This is a genomic window from Fannyhessea vaginae DSM 15829 (assembly GCF_000159235.2).
GTDB lineage: Bacteria > Actinomycetota > Coriobacteriia > Coriobacteriales > Atopobiaceae > Fannyhessea > Fannyhessea vaginae.
Window position 1 is genome coordinate 514,118 of sequence record NZ_ACGK02000001.1, and the last position, 18,397, is coordinate 532,514.

General features: G+C 42.8%; 18 protein-coding genes. All 18 read left to right on the plus strand.

Translation table 11 applies throughout. The annotated features are described in order from the left end of the window. The first annotated feature begins 83 nt into the window (after positions 1-83). Complete coding sequence (locus HMPREF0091_RS02250; RefSeq protein ID WP_006302622.1) at positions 84-476, plus strand: DUF956 family protein; 393 nt, start codon at positions 84-86, stop codon at positions 474-476. Positions 477-740: 264 nt separating this feature from the next. Continuing rightward, positions 741-1,304 carry an elongation factor P gene (gene efp / locus HMPREF0091_RS02255; RefSeq protein WP_010241450.1) on the plus strand — a complete coding sequence of 188 codons (564 nt, stop codon included), beginning with the start codon at positions 741-743 and terminating at the stop codon, positions 1,302-1,304. A 251-nt stretch (positions 1,305-1,555) separates the two neighbouring features. Then, a complete protein-coding gene (locus tag HMPREF0091_RS02260; protein WP_006302624.1) occupies positions 1,556-1,918 on the plus strand; it encodes an Asp23/Gls24 family envelope stress response protein in 363 nt (120 codons plus the stop codon). A gap of 8 nt (positions 1,919-1,926) precedes the next feature. Continuing rightward, complete coding sequence (gene nusB, locus HMPREF0091_RS02265; RefSeq protein WP_232236014.1) at positions 1,927-2,637, plus strand: transcription antitermination factor NusB; 711 nt, start codon at positions 1,927-1,929, stop codon at positions 2,635-2,637. Positions 2,638-2,646: 9 nt separating this feature from the next. Then, the gene (locus HMPREF0091_RS02270) at positions 2,647-3,102 is read left to right on the plus strand and encodes an exodeoxyribonuclease VII small subunit (protein ID WP_010241446.1); all 456 of its coding nucleotides are present in this window, start codon (positions 2,647-2,649) and stop codon (positions 3,100-3,102) included. 18 nt (positions 3,103-3,120) lie between these two features. Then, entirely contained in the window at positions 3,121-3,975 is an 855-nt protein-coding gene (locus tag HMPREF0091_RS02275) for a TlyA family RNA methyltransferase (RefSeq protein WP_006302627.1), read from the plus strand. Positions 3,976-4,028: 53 nt separating this feature from the next. Further along, entirely contained in the window at positions 4,029-4,886 is an 858-nt protein-coding gene (locus HMPREF0091_RS02280; RefSeq protein WP_006302628.1) for an NAD(+)/NADH kinase, read from the plus strand. Beyond that, positions 4,879-6,516 (plus strand): DNA repair protein RecN, encoded by a 1,638-nt coding sequence (gene recN, locus HMPREF0091_RS02285; protein ID WP_006302629.1) that lies wholly within the window; start codon positions 4,879-4,881, stop codon positions 6,514-6,516. Before HMPREF0091_RS02280 ends, recN begins: the two co-directional genes overlap by 8 nt. A 120-nt stretch (positions 6,517-6,636) precedes the next feature. Then, complete coding sequence (locus HMPREF0091_RS02290) at positions 6,637-7,122, plus strand: acetyltransferase (protein WP_006302630.1); 486 nt, start codon at positions 6,637-6,639, stop codon at positions 7,120-7,122. A 206-nt stretch (positions 7,123-7,328) separates the two neighbouring features. After that, a complete protein-coding gene (locus HMPREF0091_RS02295; protein WP_006302631.1) occupies positions 7,329-8,984 on the plus strand; it encodes a CTP synthase in 1,656 nt (551 codons plus the stop codon). A gap of 122 nt (positions 8,985-9,106) precedes the next feature. Continuing rightward, the gene (locus HMPREF0091_RS02300) at positions 9,107-10,066 is read left to right on the plus strand and encodes a tyrosine recombinase (RefSeq protein ID WP_006302632.1); all 960 of its coding nucleotides are present in this window, start codon (positions 9,107-9,109) and stop codon (positions 10,064-10,066) included. Between the two features lie 304 nt (positions 10,067-10,370). Continuing rightward, complete coding sequence (locus tag HMPREF0091_RS02305; RefSeq protein WP_006302633.1) at positions 10,371-10,802, plus strand: division/cell wall cluster transcriptional repressor MraZ; 432 nt, start codon at positions 10,371-10,373, stop codon at positions 10,800-10,802. Positions 10,803-10,822: 20 nt separating this feature from the next. After that, complete coding sequence (gene rsmH / locus HMPREF0091_RS02310; RefSeq protein WP_006302634.1) at positions 10,823-11,782, plus strand: 16S rRNA (cytosine(1402)-N(4))-methyltransferase RsmH; 960 nt, start codon at positions 10,823-10,825, stop codon at positions 11,780-11,782. Between the two features lie 157 nt (positions 11,783-11,939). Further along, complete coding sequence (locus tag HMPREF0091_RS02315; RefSeq protein WP_006302635.1) at positions 11,940-12,389, plus strand: cell division protein FtsL; 450 nt, start codon at positions 11,940-11,942, stop codon at positions 12,387-12,389. 132 nt (positions 12,390-12,521) lie between these two features. Continuing rightward, positions 12,522-14,273 (plus strand): peptidoglycan D,D-transpeptidase FtsI family protein, encoded by a 1,752-nt coding sequence (locus HMPREF0091_RS02320; protein WP_006302636.1) that lies wholly within the window; start codon positions 12,522-12,524, stop codon positions 14,271-14,273. Between the two features lie 147 nt (positions 14,274-14,420). Then, the gene (locus tag HMPREF0091_RS02325; RefSeq protein WP_010241439.1) at positions 14,421-15,869 is read left to right on the plus strand and encodes a UDP-N-acetylmuramoyl-tripeptide--D-alanyl-D-alanine ligase; all 1,449 of its coding nucleotides are present in this window, start codon (positions 14,421-14,423) and stop codon (positions 15,867-15,869) included. Then, complete coding sequence (gene mraY / locus HMPREF0091_RS02330) at positions 15,863-16,894, plus strand: phospho-N-acetylmuramoyl-pentapeptide-transferase (protein ID WP_006302638.1); 1,032 nt, start codon at positions 15,863-15,865, stop codon at positions 16,892-16,894. The genes HMPREF0091_RS02325 and mraY overlap by 7 nt, the downstream gene beginning before the upstream one ends. A 21-nt stretch (positions 16,895-16,915) precedes the next feature. Further along, positions 16,916-18,397 (plus strand): UDP-N-acetylmuramoyl-L-alanine--D-glutamate ligase, encoded by a 1,482-nt coding sequence (murD, locus tag HMPREF0091_RS02335; protein WP_006302639.1) that lies wholly within the window; start codon positions 16,916-16,918, stop codon positions 18,395-18,397.

Genomic DNA, 18,397 nt, shown 5'->3' on the forward strand with positions numbered 1-18,397 from the left:
AAGCAATAACTGAGTATTTTAAATAGCGCGCGCATGTAGTATGCTACGTGTGCGCGCTTTTACTACAAAATGAAAGAGGAAAAATGGTTTCTTCTCAAAATACAAAAGTTGATCTTACCATCAAGGCGGCATCGTTTTTAGGACTTACCACCTACGGCCACGTTATGATCGGTGATAAAGCCTTTGAGTTTTATAATGAAAAAAATCCTGCTGACTTTATTCAAATACCTTGGGAAGAAATTGATTCGGTAGCCGCTTCGGTTCTGTTTAAGGGCAAAATTATTCCTCGCTTTATGATTCAAACTAAAAAGACGGGAAAGTTCTCCTTTTCTACCAAGGACAATAAAAAGACCCTGCGCGCTATACGCACCTATATTTCACCAGATCGTATGTATCGCTCGCTCTCGTTTTTGGATGTAGTTAAACTAGGAATTACAAGAATTTGTAAAATGCTAACTTCACCGTTCAAAAAATAATTACGTTTGGGCAGGGGAGTACGTGCTATGGCACACTATATGATGCACTATATGGCGCACTATATGGTGCGCTTTTTATGTAAGCACCTGTTTTGCGTGTCATTGCAAGGTATAGCTATGAGGCGCGTCCATGATTTGAATACGATGTGTTTTTCTCAACGTAGTCTCGTGCAAAATGTAGAATTACATGGTAACCTAATTTAGTTATACAAAATCTATTCTACTTGCTTCTTGGTGCAAGTTTTAACAGAAAGTGAGTGCATCGTGGCAGCAATTTCAACTGCAGACTTCCGTAACGGAATGGGTCTTAAGATTAATAACAAATACTACACCATTGTTGAGTTTCAGCATGTAAAGCCTGGTAAGGGCGGTGCTTTTGTTCGCTATAAGATTAAAGACCTTAAAAGCGGTCGTGTTATCGATCAAACATGTAATGCAGGTTCTAAGTTTGAAAGCGTTCAGCTTATCACGCGTGAGATGCAATATCTTTATAACGATGGCGATTCGTTCTATTTCATGGACAACGAAACGTATGAACAAATTCCTGTTTCTGCTGATTTCATTGGCGATAACAAAAAATGGTTAAAAGAAAACGATAACTGCCAGCTTTTGTATGCTGATACCGAGCTTTTAGGTGTTAATCCTCCTATGTTTATTGAGGTAGAAATTACCGAAACCGACCCTGGCTTCAAAGGTGACACTGTACAAGGAGGAACCAAGCCTGCAACTATCGAAACTGGCGCTGTCATTGCTGTTCCTATGTATCTTAATCAGGGCGAAAAAGTTCGCGTCGACACTCGTGTTGGTAAATTTGTAGCTCGCGTATAGGTTGATTACGTTTGAAACTTTTAATTCCGTGGAATGTTGTATCATTTCACGGAATTTTTTGTCGCGCTTTTGTTTAGAGCTATTCTCTACTATACTTGATAGTAGTGGTTTGATTTCTGTATAGACTCGCACTTGTGCTTGGCGCATGCTATGTTGGCAGTAACTATCATTACATGTAACAGATATATGCACAAAGAGCTGTTGGCGCACCTATCAGAAATAGCAATCAAAACGTATTGAAGGGATATCCTATGAGTACACATGAGCTTTTTATATCTGGCTTGGGTATTTCACAAAATGTTCTCCGTGCAATAGTGGTAAAAGCAGTAAGCCATATCGAAGGCGTTGCGCAGGTAGGTGGCAACGATATTACGTCTAACCTTATTTCGGTGTTTACGACCAAGTCTTTGCCAGAAGATAAAGCTGTTGAGGCTCGTGTCGAAGACGATAAACTTTTTGTGGATGTCCATGTTGCCGTTTTTTATGGATATCCTTTTGTGGGTCTTGCACAAGAAATTCGTTCATCTGTTGCAACAGCTTTGCAAGAACAGCTTTCTTGCGAAATTGGTGCTATCGACGTATATATTGACAGTTTAGTATTTCCCAAGGAGTAGTGAATAACGTGCCAAAAAAGGTACAATTTGCAGGAAGAACTCTTGCGCGCAGCCAAGCGCTTCAATTGATGTTTCAGGCTGAATCAAGGAACATGCAAGTTTGTGATGTTCTTGCTACAAACTATTTATTGTCCGAAGGTCCCCTTGATGACTTTGGGAAACGCTTAGCTCTTGGCACTGATGAGTTGCGTGACAAGCTCGATGCGCTTATTTCTCGTGTAATTACCAACTGGAATCTTAATCGTTTGCTTAGTGTTGATCGCAACATTTTGCGTCTTGCGCTCTACGAAATGATAAAAGTAGACGATGTGGATATTGCAGTAACTATTAACGAGTCGGTTAATTTAGCAAAGGCTTATGGTACCGATGAATCCTCACATTTTGTCAATGGCGTTTTAGGACAGGTTGCACGCATGATGGAAAACGGGCGCGATGTATTAGAAGATGTTTCTACATCTGATGAGTCTGTGTCCATGTCCTCTGATAGGGATTCAAGCGCTGCTCAGAGCACTGTTGATGAGCATGTATCCGCGCCAACCACAGAAGATGTGTCAGCAGAAGATGCTGATAGTGATTCTGCTTGTACACATGATGCAAGCGCATCTCACAACACACAGCTTGCTGACACTGATATAACAAGTGATTCTGACGTTCGCGCTTGTGTGCGCAGCGCTGTTGATGAGTTCTTATCGAACAAAGATAACGTCTTAAAACTCTAAGGTATGTATATGGCACAGCTTTCATCACAAGATTACACAAGCTTTACCGATATAAAAGCGCGTCTTGAACAGATTATTACCTCGGTTAAAGACAAGGAAGTTTCTTTGGAAAACTCGCTTGATTTGTTTGATGAGGCAATTAAACTTGGTTCGCGCGCGGTAGATATGGTTGATGCGGTAGATTTAGATGATAGTGAACTTGTAGCTACGAATGCTGACGCTTTACCTCATAAAAATACCTCCACAACCGATGCTGAAAACAGTGCTGAAAACGGTGCTTCTGAAGCCGATGCGTCTTCGATTGTTGCTCCTGTAGCTGCTTCTTCCAAAAACGATACACCTGTACCCAATGAACTTGAATCTTCTGACAAAGACGGTGCGTCTTCAAAAGTGCAGCCCAACTCATCTGAAGATAAACCTTCTCAACATGATGGCAACCAAGTGCCAGTATTGTCTGCGCACTAGTTTCAAAAAGAGCAGTGTATGAAGCAACGTCTTGACGCAGAGCTTGTTCAGCAGGGATTTTTTGCAACGCAAAAGGAAGCATATGCTGCTGTTTTAGCAGGGGAAGTTTCGTCAGAACACGAACGCCTTACTCATCCAGGAAAACAAGTGCCAGCTGGCATATATCTGCATGTTAAAAGTCATATTCCATTCGTAAGCCGAGGCGGTTTTAAGCTTGTTCGTGCTTTGGAAGCGTTTGGTATAGATGTTCGAGACAAAAAATGTTTGGATGTAGGCGCTTCAACGGGGGGATTTACCGACTGCCTTTTACAAAATGGTGCTGCTTGCGTTACTGCGGTTGATGTAGGCTATGCTCAATTTAGCTGGGAATTGCGCAATAACCCCAAGGTTGAACTTATCGAAAAAACCAACATATGTGCTCCTTCGCTTCAAACACCTGATCATCTCTTTGATGTGGTAGTAAGTGATGTTTCGTTTACTTCCATTCAGACTATTATTGCTGCGGTGAATGCGCTTATGAAACCGCGTTCGCTCTTTGTTACGCTTGTTAAGCCACAATTTGAGGTTGATAAAGCAGAAGTTGGATCGGGTGGTATTGTTCGCTCTAAGCGCCTGCATATAAAAGCCATTGAGCGCGCTTTACATGCATGCACATCGGTGGGTCTTGTTCCTTTAGCTTTATGTCCGAGTCCTATTTATGGCCATAAAGGTAACCGCGAATTTTTACTTGCCGCTGGTAAAGATGCACATCAACCTTCGCCTTCTTCTGATGTATCAGTACTTGACGCATCTTCTTCTTTAGATGTTTCATCTGTTGTTGATTCTGCAGAAGTTTCTGCGCCTCTATATCCATTATCGACATGGTTAGAGTAAAATAGCAACAGGCTATACGGTATAAATCACGTTATCAAGAAGGAGGGTGCGCGATGGTTAAGGTGGCAATTGTCCCTAATTATTCACGCCAAGAAGCCGTTTTAGATGCTTCTCGTCTTACAGAATTTCTTGAAAAACAATCAATTGAAGTTGTGTGGGCGCCCGATAAGAAGAAAACCAATGTTATTCCTCTTAATGTTGATAATACCGATTTAGTTATATCGTTAGGTGGCGATGGCACGCTTTTGCGTGCGGCAAAAATTACGGGTTATCGTGAAATTCCTATTTTGGGTCTTTCATATGGTCATTTAGGTTTTTTAACCAGTGCAGGTCCAGATGAGCTGCAAACAATGGTTCAGCGTGCGCTTGCAGGCGAGCTTCATGTTTCGCGACGTGCAACGCTGCAAATTACCTCGCTATTTTTGGATGAGCGTGGACAAGAAATTGAGCTGCATAATTTTGCACTTAACGATTTTTCGCTGAGTCATGGTAGTAAAGGCGACATGATCGTTTTTAATGTTGACGTATCAGGTCATCATATTGATACGCTTCGTGGAGATGGCTTTGTAGTGGCAACTGCAACTGGATCTACCGGCTATGCGCTTGCCGCTGGAGGTCCTATCGTAACGCCTACGTTTACAGGCATGCTGTGTGTTCCAGTTGCGCCTCATACTATTCTAGCTCGTGCATTTCTTACCGCATCTTCTGATGTTGTAGAAATTTCTATTTCAACCGAGCGCAACGTGGAGCGTCTCTTTTTTGCAGACGGTCAGCCCTTAGGGGCAAATCTGACTCCACTTTCTGCAAAAATAACGCGTGGTCAAGGCGATATTTTATTGCTCGAAGCATCGCCTTCAAGCTTTTATCAATCAGTTTCTCGTGTTTTTTACGGGCAGGCATCCCATGATTGATGAACTCCATATTCAAAATCTTGCATTAATTAAAGATATACGTCTTCGCCCTGCTTGTGGTCTTACTGTGCTTACTGGAGAAACAGGAGCAGGTAAAACGGCACTTTTGTCCGCAGTTAAGCTTATAACAGGAGAGCGTGCAAATTTTGCTTCTATTCGCGAAGGAAGCACCGATTTACGTGTGGAAGCGCGTTTGATTTTTGACAACAATACCGATAATGACATAGTTATTGTTCGTACGCTTGATACATCGGGCAGAAGTCGAATTACCCTGAATGACCATATGGTTTCTCTTGCAGGATTAGCAAAGAGTGCTGCGCCATCAATTGATATATGCAATCAACACGAACATCAAAAGCTTTTACAGTCTCACTATCAAGCCCAAATTCTCAACGAATGGGCAAGTTCTAACATTTTGCCTGTACAACAGCACTATCGCGAGGCATATGCTCAATACAGTAAGCTTGCAAACCAATTAGACGAGTTAACGTCACAAACCAGCGAGATGCAAGAAAAACTTGATGCGTTACAATTTATGCTTGCGCGCGTAGCTGAGCTTAATCCTCAGCGTGGTGAATATGAGCAGCTCCAACAAGATTGTGCACGCGCAGAACACGCTCAAGATCTTATGGAAGCGCTCTACACGGCTCGAAGCGAGCTTATCGATGAAGACAAAGCGCGCGACAGTGCCTCAACGGCTCAAGAAGCTCTTGCGAGCGCATGTGCTTACGACGAAACGCTTGCGCCACTTGCCGATAGGCTTGCCGCCTGCGTTGCAGAAATGGAAGACATCTCAGACGAAATTCGTCATCATCTTGATGGTGTTGAGTGTAACCCCGAAGTTCTCAATGATATGCAACAGCGTTTACGCAATTTTCAGCAGATTATGCGCTCGTATGGCCCGCGTATGGAAGATGTTTTTCAAAAAGTTGACGATGCACGCGCCTACCTTGCTGCTCACGATAGGGGAGATGAGCACATTCGCGAACTTAAACGTGAGGTGCAATCTGCTCATGAGCGTCTTGTTCTTGCAGCTCAAGAGCTTTTTAACGCGCAAAAGAGGGGCGCGCCTCAGCTTGCGCAACGCATGAATGACATACTTGCTACACTTGCTATGGCTTCGTCAAAAATTACGGTACGTGTTGCATTGCTCGACGAAAAATTCTGGAATGATACAAGCGCTACCTCTGTTGAATTTTTGTATCAAAGCGGAAAATCCTTGACGGCGCACCCCCTTAAAAAAATTGCCTCAGGTGGAGAGATTTCTCGTGTTATGCTTGCTTGCAAAGTTGTTTTGCAAGAGAGCGAACATACATCAACTTTAGTATTTGATGAGGTCGACGCAGGCGTTGGAGGAAGTACCGCGCAATCTTTAGCGCGACTTATTAAAAAGCTTTCGCGTGTTCATCAAATTATCGTGGTTACTCACCTAGCTCAGCTTGCAGTGTATGCCGATAAGCATTATGTGGTATCAAAAGTGGGAACAGATTGCCCACAAACGCTGATAACTGAGGTAAAAGATGAGGAGCGCGTCCAAGAAATTGCACGGATGCTTTCGGGTGATGTGTCTGATATTTCGTGTGAACACGCACGTCAAATGATTAAAGACGCTTCTAACAACAAAGATTAAAACGTTTTTGCTGGCAAAGATCAAAGCTTTAAAGTGTTTGGTATGTGTAAACCCACCGTATTGTTTTTTGTATGGTAGTGCTCTTCTATACATCGTATGACTTGAATAAGAGGTGAAGATATGGAAATTGTAAAATCAACTCCTGTGATGCTTGATGAAATTATGCGTGTGTATGCTGCTGCTCAGGATTTTATGATTGCTCACGGCAATCCTTCGCAATGGGCGCGCAGGTATCCAACACGTGATCTCATTTTGGCTGATATGAAGCTCGATCATGCGCACGTGGTGCAAGAAGGTGGGATGATTTGTGGCGCATTTTCTATTCAAAAGGAACCCGAATCTGTATATGCGCATATCGACGGGCAATGGCTTAACAGCGATCCCTATCTTACCATTCATCGTGTAGCAAGTGATGGTCGCGTGCATGGTGTTTTTGATGCAATTGTTGAGTATTGCGAGCAACGCTATCACAACTTGCGCATTGATACACATGCGCAAAATCTTGTTATGCAGCATTTAATTGCCAAACATGGCTTTATACATTGTGGGACCGTGTACGTGGCCGATGGCTCTGCTCGTCTGGCATATCAGCGTTGTGTAAACTAGAACATATGTACGTATTATGAATGATTATTCTTTTTAAGTCATACATAGTTAAAAGGTGTAAACTATCTATAGATATAGCTTAGTAAATGTAGTCCTTCGGTGTATAACGAAATATGTCGTGTATTACATGCTACGTGTGTTGTAATATGAAGTCCCGTAGGAAATAATATTCGTAAATTTCAGGATACGGGAAGGCAAAAATCATTATGACAAAGCATATATTTGTAACCGGTGGTGTGGTTTCATCATTAGGAAAAGGCATTACTGCTGCTTCCTTGGGAAGACTTTTGAAGTCACGCGGTTATAAAGTGATGATGCAAAAAGCAGATCCGTATTTAAATGTAGACCCTGGAACTATGAGCCCATTTCAGCACGGTGAAGTTTTTGTTACCGAAGACGGCAAAGAAACTGACCTTGACCTCGGGCATTATGAGCGTTTCATTGATGAAAACCTTACCGCTAATTCCAATTTTACAACTGGCGTTATTTATCAGTCACTTATATCACGCGAACGCGCTGGTGACTTTTTGGGAGGAACGGTTCAGGTTATTCCTCACGTTACTAACGAGATTAAAGAACGTTTTAAGCGCATCGAAGAGCAAACTCAGGCTGATGTTGTTATCACTGAGCTTGGAGGAACAATAGGTGATATAGAAGGGCAGTCTTTTGTTGAAGCTATTCGCCAATTTAGAAAAGAAAAAGGACCAGGTCAAACACTTGTCATTCATGTAAGTTTGGTTCCTTATATTTCCGCTGCTCACGAGGTTAAAACTAAGCCTACTCAACACTCGGTTAAAGAGCTTCGCTCCATGGGTGTACAACCCGATTTAATTGTATGTCGTGGAGATCACGAGATAAACACTGCTATTCGTGCTAAGATTGCGCATTTTTGTGACGTTGACGAGGATTGCGTTTTTGAAAATTCCGATTGTCCGTCTATTTATCAAGTTCCTATGCATTTAGCAAAACAACACTTTGACGAAAAAGTATGCGAAAAATTAGGTCTTGAAGTTCGCGAAAGCCATATGGAAGCGTGGAACGACTTTACCCGTGCCATGGAAAAGGCAAATGCCCATAAAGATACAACCGAAATTAAGGTAGTTGGAAAATACACGCAACTCCCGGATGCATATCTTTCGGTTATCGAGGCATTGCACCATTCGGGCGTGTATTTTGGTCGCCATGTTAATATCACGCTTATCGATGGAGAAGAGCTTGATGCTTCTAATCTCGACGAAGTTTTTGAAGATGCAGATGGTATTTTGGTTCCTGGTGGATTTGGACGCCGTGGTGTAGAAGGAAAGATTCTTTCTGCTCAACTTGCGCGCGAACGTAAGATTCCGTACTTGGGAGTTTGTTTAGGATTACAAGTTGCTGTTTCTGAGTTCGCTCGCCACGTTTGCCATCTTGAAGATGCAAATTCGTCTGAATTTAATCCTCAAACCTCACATCCTGTTATTGACCTTATGGCATCGCAGGAAGAAGTTACCGATAAGGGTGGTACTATGCGTTTAGGTACCTATCCTTGCAAGGTATTAGGTCCTTTGGCACGTGAGGCATACGGTCAAGAGCTTGTATACGAGCGTCACCGTCATCGCTATGAAGTCAATAACGCATATCGTAAGCAACTGGTAGATGCTGGCCTTATTATTGCTGGTCTTTCGCCTGATGACCGTTTGGTAGAAATGGTTGAATTGCCCGAAAATATTCACCCATGGTTTGTTGCGAGTCAGGCACATCCAGAGTTTAAGAGCCGTCCAACTAATCCTGCGCCGTTGTTTAGAGAGTTTGTTCGTGCGTCCATTGCACGTCACGAAGGTGTTGAGCGTACAAGTGTGGTAGCTCCTCGCGACATGAATTAAACGAAAAGCTCAAGTGCGTATGCACTTGAGCTTTTTTGCACAATGCACATGTGTTTGCTTTTAGGTTATGCGTCTTGTGCTTTATGTTCTCATTGCCGTGCTTTTGTGTATGAGTTGATACTATGGATACTTTTGACACCATTAAAGAAGAATATCTTAACTACGTGCTTATTGAGCGTGGCTATTCGGTGCATACACTACATTCGTATGATCACGATTTAACGTTGTACTTATCGTTTCTTCAATCTCATGATATTGATGATCCTGCGTATATTACGCGCGAGATCGTAGAAGCCTATATTGCACATCTTTTCCATGAGGGTATGTCATCTTCAACGGTTCAACGTGCTGTTTCATCAATTAAAGGTTTTCATAAATTTATGGTTGTTGAGCAAATTTGCGAAAATCATCCAACCACCAATTTAAAACTTCCCAAAAAATCGTTTCATTTGCCCGATGTCCTCACCCAAGATCAAATTATCCATCTGTTAGACGATCCTTTTAAGCCGCAGCTGCTGCCAGCTCCAAAACTTACGGCTCGAAAAGCACTTTCGCTTAAACCGCAAGCATGTTTTTATCGAGATAAAGCAATATTAGAAATGCTTTATGGCTGTGGCCTTCGCGTTTCGGAATTGTGTGGTCTTAATCAAGGAGATGTTTTGGTTTCCGATGAGCTGGTGCGCGTGTTTGGAAAAGGCTCAAAAGAGCGCTTAGTTCCATGCTTGGGAACAGCGCTTGAAAGTTACCAAAATTATTGCACCAAGTGGCGCGCTCTTTTGGCATGTTCTCCTAAAACAACAGACGCAGTTTTTTTAAGCGTGCGCGGCACTCGTATTTCTCGTCAGGCGGTATTTTCGCTGGTAGAGCGCTATGGTAGTTACGTTGGTATTAAAGGTTTACATCCTCATACCTTGCGCCACAGTTATGCCACGCACATGCTTGAAGGTGGCATGAATTTGCGTATTGTTCAAGAGCTCTTAGGACATGCATCTATTTCTACAACGCAACTTTATACACATATTGATTTAACGCATATTCGTAGCGAATATATGGCGGCACATCCACGTGCTCAGATAAAATAGTCAAAACCCCCATGCCTCAGCATTTATAGCTCTGAGCTGTACGTTCATAAAAAACGCACACAAAGTTCATCGCACATAGTACAAGAGTTCTCATAATCTCCAAATGATTGTACCTACAAACATGTGTACCCCCTATATATCCAAAAATAGTTCACCTTTAAGATGGGCTTAATGAGTTTTTGTCATAAAAATCAAATTAGGTGTCAAAAAATGTAACAAAGTGTTGCGAAGTGTTAAGGAAGTGCGTATAGTTGAAAGCGTAATCCGCGGGAGAGTTATCTCTAAAGGTTGAAAGGAGGATCAAATGTATTTGACTGGCACCTACACGCATACGCTTGATGCTAAGTCACGCATTATGCTTCCTTCTGCTTTTAGAAAGCAACTGGGCGAGACTGTTTGTCTTGTTCCTCTCAACGATTGCATTTACGGTTTTACTCCTGAAAGCCATCGCGCGTGGATAGAGAGTTTTTTTCCTGGAGGAATCAACCCTCGTAACAGAAAAGACGTCGCTCTACGTGCAGGTCTTTTATCGCGTACACTCACGGTCGAATTAGACAGTGCAGGGCGCCTTGCATTAGGCAAGCTTGATGCAAGTCGTCTTAGTGCATGCAATATCGAGCGCGAGGTTGCCATCGTAGGCGTTGATGATCATTTTGAAATTTGGAATGCTTCCAAATTTGAAGATCAGACAAAAGCATTTGATGACAATCTTGAGAGCTTGATGTTTGAAGACTAGGTCGTAAGGATATGAGCAGTTTGACATCTGAATATCGGCATGTTCCCGTGATGCTCACCGAGGTAGAACAGGAGTTATCGCTTAAACCTGGCGATGTTGTCTGTGATTGCACTCTTGGCGGTGCTGGTCACACGGTAGCTTTGGCACAACACGTTGCACCTGATGGTTTATCACTTGGTATAGACCAAGACGACGCGGCTCTTAAAGCTGCGTCCGAGCGCATGGATCGTCTTGCGCCTTGCGTAACGTATAAGTTTTTGAAGGGAAATTTTTCTCAGCTCGATAACTTATTAGTGCAAGCCCAGGTAATAGGCGTTGATGCATTCTTGTTCGATCTTGGTGTTTCGTCACCGCAGCTCGACGTAGCCGAAAGGGGCTTTTCGTATCACGAAGACGCTCCGCTTGATATGCGTATGGATCCGAGGAATAACACTTTAACTGCAGCAGAGGTCATACAAACCTATAACGAAGCCGACCTCACTCGGATTTTACGAAGCTATGGTGATGAAAAGTTTGCCGCTCGTATTGCTCACGTCATTGTAGAGCAGCGCAAACTTTCGCCCATTCGAACAACTTTAGAATTGGTTGAAGTTGTCAAGCGCGCGATTCCTGCTGCGGCACGACGTCATGGAAAACATCCGGCACGTAAAACGTTTCAGGCGCTTCGTATTGAAGTAAACCATGAGCTTGACGTGCTAGAAACAGGACTTAAGCAGGCAATTCGCTGGCTTAATCCAGGCGGAAGAATTTGTATTATTGCATATCATTCGCTTGAAGATAAGCTGGTAAAACACATTTTAAGCGAATACGCACAAGGTTGCGTGTGTCCTGCCGATTTTCCCGTGTGTGTATGTGGACGTAAGCCGGTATTAGATATTCTTACGAAAAAACCGCTTGTCGCAACACCTTCTGAGGTTGAGTGCAATCCTCGTGCTCGCAGTGCGCTTTTGCGCGCAGCACGGCGCACAACATATCTGTAAGTAGGTGATTGCCTGCGTGTGCGCGCAAGCGTATGCGCATATGCAGATGACCTTTACGGTATGTGCTGCAGGAACTTAAAACGAAGCAGTAAACGAACTACAAACAAAAAACGAACTACTCACGCACTACGTGCAGCACAATTTAGAAGGGGTTTTCATGGGGTACCGAGACAATGTCGCACTTGATTATGAGGCTTTAAGCCCAGAGCGACAAGCTCGTGTGGCGCCTAAGCTCCGTCCGTCATTTGGAGTTGTAGAAGGTGGGGGTCTTGACGCTTCCGTTCGTCGTGGCGTAAGTCTGCAATTCCTCTTTAATATAAAAGTTGTATTAAGCATTGTGATGCTTTTTGTGGCAATCGGTTTTGTACGCGTTGCCCTTTTGAGCGCCTCTGTTTCTACACTTCAACACAATAAAGTGCTTACCTCAACCATTGAACAAGCACAAATGCATAACAGTGAACTCAAAGTGGAGCATTCTATTTTGGCTAATTCCAATCGCATTGGAAGAATTGCAACGCAAAGCTACGGTATGGTGCTACCCGAGAAAGTAGATACCATAAACATTGCCGAGCCCTCTTCAGATGTAAGTGAAAGTTCTCAACAATAGTCAAAATATTCACCATGAATTATGTGTGTTTGCAGACAATCCTGTATTATAGAATTTGCTCTTATATTGATTTCTTCATGGGAATATATAGATAAGATTAGCACGGCTAATTTCTAGTATGTAAGGTATGTTATGAGATCCGGACGTGATTTTGTACGAGGTGCATCGTATGACGAAAGACGCTCTTCTGCGTCTGCTTCTACCTATAGTTACGCTTATTTTTCAAGAACAACCATTAAGCTGATCGCAATTTTTGCTTTTTTCACCTGTTGCGTTGTTGCGCGTCTTGTTTGGTTGCAAATAGTTGATGCTCAAAAATTAACTCATATGGCACAGACGCAGCGCACAAATGTGGTAAAACTTTTTGCGCGTCGCGGTACTATTTATGATCGCAACGGTAATGTACTTGCCATTAGTCGCGAATGCAAGACGCTTTATTGTAATCCTCAACAGGTTAAAGATCCAAGCGGAGCTGCACACATAATCGCCGATGTTTTGGGCGGCTCTGCTGATGACTACATTGATTCACTTAATGCCAACACAACGTTTTCTTATGTGGTAAAAAGAATTAGTAATGAAGATGCCAAAACTATTAAAACACGCCTTGCTGATGCAAAAATTGGAGGTGTCTTTTTACTTCCCGATATTAAACGAGAATACCCTTATGGTAATGTTGGTGGACAGATTTTAGGTTTGGTTGGTAATGATGGTGACGGCTTGTCTGGCCTTGAGCTTTATTATAATGACAAACTTAAAGGAACTGATGGTGAGATGATTTTTGAAGCAGGTGTTCAAGGAACACCCATTGCTGGCGATCATCCTCATGTAGTACCTGCTCAACACGGCAATGATATTGTTATTTCAATAGATATTAATATCCAGAAAAAAGCCGAAGACATCATAGCGCAAGGAGTCAAAGATTATCACGCAAAATCAGGCTCTGTTATTGCGACCGATCCACAAAATGGCGAAATATTGGCTATGTGTTCTACTCCTTTATTTAATCCTACCAACGCCGAAGATATTGCCGAAGGCTCGCTTAATCTAAAACCAGTGTCATCTACCTATGAGCCGGGTTCCATTTTTAAGATACTTACTATGTCGATTGGCTTAGACGCTCAAAAAATATCCCCTCAGCAAGTATTTGATATTCCGGCAACCATAAAATCCGGTGCCGATACCATTACCGATGAAGATAATCGCCGAGTAGCAGCCGATATGGATATTCGTGAAATTTTGCGGCGGTCTTCTAATGTTGGATCATCTTATGTGGCTCAACATTATATAGGAGCTGATACCTTTGCTGCTGGTTTAGATAACTTTTTAATTGGTCAAAAAACTGGTATAGATTATCCTGGCGAAGTTGGTGGACTTGTAAAGAAACGTGTAGAGTACGATGGTGCATCGCTTGGAACTATGGCATTTGGTCAAGCGCTTGCATTTCCACAGGTGCAGATGGCTCAAGCGGTGGGATCTGTTGCAAATGGAGGCACGTTGTATACGCCTCACTTTTTGATGAGCACAGCGGGTGAGGAAGCAAATTGGCCAGCAAAAGGTACATCTATTAAAAAAGAAACATCAGATCTTATGATTGATTATCTACAAACGGTTGTGAGCGACGGTACGGCAAAAAAGGCTCAAGTACCAGGGTATAGTGTTGCGGGTAAAACAGGTACAGGTGAACAAGCATCGCCTACTGGTGGTTACATACGAGGCAGCTATACGAGTTCTCTTATCGGATTTGCGCCAGCTAAATCTGCAAAGATTCTGTTATATGTGGGATTAGATGGTACGCCTCATTTGGCTGCCACTTCTTCGGCATACCTGTTTTCTGAAATTATGAGGGAAGCACTCACCGATTTGAATATTTCGGAACAAAAGTAGCAACACTTGATTAGTATATAAGAGGGTTTACTTACAACTAAATGGTTTACGTAAACACATAGCAATGTTTGCATTAACTAACGTAGAGAGTAAAAACGCAGGTGAATACTAAGCATATTCATGTGCGTCTCATTTAAAGAAGGTACTATGCTAACGTGTACGACAGAAGAAATTGTACAAGCCACGCGTGCGTATGTATGTAATCACGCGGATATTACAAGTATAAGTGGCACTACGATCGATTCTAGAAATGTAGTGTCTCAAGGCATGTTTGTTGCTTTTCGTGGCGAGAGAACAGACGGCAATTTATATGCTGATTCTGCAATTGGCGCAGGCGCTTCTTGTGTTGTGCTCACATGCGAAGCATCGCAAGAGCTTATACAGTTAGCTCATGAGCACAACTGTTTGCTTTTGCGCGCGGCTCATGATGACGCACAAGAATTTTTGCTGGAGCTTGCCTCTTTTTGGCGAGAGAAAAATCCTTTGTGGACAGTTGTGGGCGTTACGGGCTCGTGTGGGAAAACCACCACAAAAGATATGCTTATAGCTACACTCTCCACAACTTTTCGCACCTATGGAACTAAGGCAAATCATAATAACTTGATTGGACTTCCGCTAACTATCCTTAATACTCCTTCTGACGCCGAGGTTATTGTTGCCGAAATGGGCATGAATCATGAAGGTGAAATTTCGCGTATGGCTTTAGTTGCAAAGCCCACCATTGCTGTTATTACTAATATAGGTACCAGTCATCTAGGTCTTTTGGGTTCACGTAAAGCAATTGCGCAAGCAAAGGCCGAGATTATCGCTCCTATGTGTTCTCAGCAATCGCGTCAGCTTAAACCAGAGCTTATTTTGCATGATTCAGACGATTTTACAACCTTTATTACCGAGGCATATGCACAACCAGCAGATGTTTTAGTTTCTTGTGTAGGCGAGAAATCGTCCTCGTCTATTCACGTGACAAAGATAGATCTTAACGAGCTGGGTAAGGCATGTGCGCATGTTGTTTGCTCAGATGGGCTTATGCGAAAAGTGACCCTATCTGAGGCAGGAAAAGCGTGCGTAATTGACGCTTGTTTTGCACTTCGCGTTTGTGAAATATTGGGTGTATCTTACGATAAAGCATGTTGTGCGCTTTTACATATGAAACAAGTTCATATGCGTATGGAAGAGATCAAAAAACCTCATTTACCTCTTATTATTGACGACAGTTATAATGCAGCTCCTGCAAGCATAGCTCAGGCTCTACAAGTGCTTCAACAATGCACATGTACAGGTAGACGTATTGCTATGTTAGGAGAAGTGGGTGAGTTAGGAGCTCATGCACATCGACTACACGGCTATATTGGAGCTTATGTTGCGGCATGTAACCTGGATATGGTGGTATTTGTTGGAAGTGATCACGCACAAGAAATGATGGAAGCGGCCTCTACTATGGGGTATCCTTCTGATCGTATGATGTATGTCCATGATGTCGACGAGGCACTTAAACAAGTTAAACCACTTTTAACTTCTGACGATGTTATTTTAGTAAAAGCTTCAAGGAGTGCGCAGTTAGACAAGTTTGTAAAGGGGATGAGCGCTTCATGCTAGGAAATCCTATGTATCCTACCTATCAAGTTTTTTTGGCAGTAGGAATTGCTGCATGTATTGCGGCGGGTCTCATGCCTTTGTTCATACGTCTTATGCGTATGGAAGGTTTTGGGCAGCAAATCAGGGCTGATGGTCCAAAGCGTCATTTAATTAAGCAGGGCACTCCCACGATGGGCGGTGTCGTAATGTTATGCGCCATTCTCATAACATCGGTTTTGCTTTCCGGTTGGTCAATGCGTGCCTCTCTTGCCATGCTCGCAATGTTTGCCACAGGTCTTTTAGGTTTTTTGGACGATATCGAGTCTGTTTCTCATAAACGCTCACTTGGTCTTACAGCGTCACAAAAAATGCTCGGTCTTGTGTTAATTTGTATTGTATTTTGTCTTGCCGCAGTTAATTTGTGTGGTGTTTCACCTACTATTTCATTCCCAGGCCACTTTTCACTTGATTTGGGTGTGCTTTCTACGGTGTTTACTATTCAAGGCATGCTTATAAGTGTTCCATGGCTTTATCTGATATTTGTCTTTTTACTCATGGCTGGTATGTCAAATGCTACCAATTTAACCGATGGCCTTGACGGACTGGCAGGTGGATGTTCTCTTGTGGTTATGCTTTGTATGGCTATGGTCGCGTTTTTATATAACGAAATTGATCTGGCCATTTTTTCTGCGTCAATTGCAGGTGCTTGCATTGGATTTTTATGGCATAACTGTTATCCCGCTTCCATTTTTATGGGCGATACGGGCTCGCTTGCATTAGGCGGCGCATTTGCAGCTTTGGCAGTTCTTACCAAAACCGAAGTTATTTCTCTTATAATGGGTGGTCTGTTTGTTATTGAAGCAATTTCGGTTATTATTCAGGTTATTAGTTTCCATTTTTTCAAAAAACGCGTCTTCCTTATGGCGCCGCTCCATCACCATTTTGAAAAGAAAGGCTGGGGAGAAACTAAGGTTGTTATACGTTTTTGGATCGTTTCATCTGCATTTGCCGCGCTAGGATTTGCACTGTATTTTCAGCTTCGTTAATACTCAAAGGGGATAAAAACCATGTTAGAAGCCAAACAAACCGAGTCATTGGGCTCTGTATGTATTCTTGGCGCAGGAAAAACTGGCTTGGTGGTTGCAAGATACTTATGCACACATTTTGATCGTGTTTCAAAACTTACATTGTATACAGGTAACCCTAAATCGTCTGTATCACCAGATCTTGCTCTGCTTACCCAGCAAGGCCTAACTATTATTGAGTCCGATCATCTAACAGAAGACTATGATATCTGTATTGCATCACCGGGGATTCCGCCCTATTCTCCTTTATATAGTTCGGCATGCAAACATTGTCGTGAGGTTATTGGTGAGCCTGAGTTTGCATGGCGTTGTCGTCCGCAAAAGTGGGTAGCAATTACTGGAACAAATGGTAAAACTACCACCACAACCCTCATTGAACATATGATTCGCGCAGACCATAAGCAAGCTTGTGCGGTTGGTAATATTGGTCGTGCGTGTTTGGGCGAAGTAGACCATCATCTAGCTGATACGTGGTTTGTAGCAGAATTATCAAGCTTTCAGCTTGCCGAAACAAAACTGCTTCATCCGCATGCGGCAATTTTACTTAATATTACGCCTGATCACATTGAATGGCATGGATCAATGCAGGCATATGCTGCAGCTAAAGAGCGCATATTTGCAAATCTTACCACAGACGATTTAGCTATAATCTCTCGTGATGATCTGTATTGTAAAGCTATTTACAGTCGTCTTGTTGAGCGAGGACTGAGTCCTGTATGTGTAGATACCTCACAAGACCCTAAAACTTTGCAGGCGGCATACTGTAGTGATTCGATGCTTTACGTTCGCTTAAATGGCACTACCACGCCTCTTATTAAAGCGTCAGAAGCGGCTCTTAAAGGTATGCATAATATACAAAATATGCTTGCAGCCTCTGCGCTTGCCTTATTTATTGGTGTATCAGTTGATGCAATACGTCAGGTTTTACAAACGTTTACTACACTTGAACATCGTCTTGAATATGTAGCAACGATACATGGTGTTTCATTTGTAAACGATTCCAAAGCTACCAATACCGATTCGGTTGAAAAGGCACTTACTGCATTTCCATGTGGATCAACCATCGTTTTATTAGGTGGTCACGATAAACAAACCGATTTAAGCTCACTTGTTCATCAAGTTGTGCGAAAATGTAGGGGTGCCATATGTTTTGGAGAAGCAGGGCAGCGTATCTATCATGAGCTTGTGTCGGTACAAAATGCGCAAGCTTCAGATGGAGAAGGTGCATGCGACAAGTGTAAGAGCGCTGTGGCTTCGGCTCCATTATCATTTGTAAAGTGTGTTCCTCATCTACGAGACGCATTTGACTGTGCCGTTACGCATGCCAAGCCGCACACAACGGTTTTGCTTTCTCCTGCGTGCTCTTCATTTGATGAATTTCACAATATGGAGGAGCGTGGTACCTATTTCAAAAACCTTGTCCACGAACTGCGTGCGACATCTGATGACGAGAAATTGAGTTAA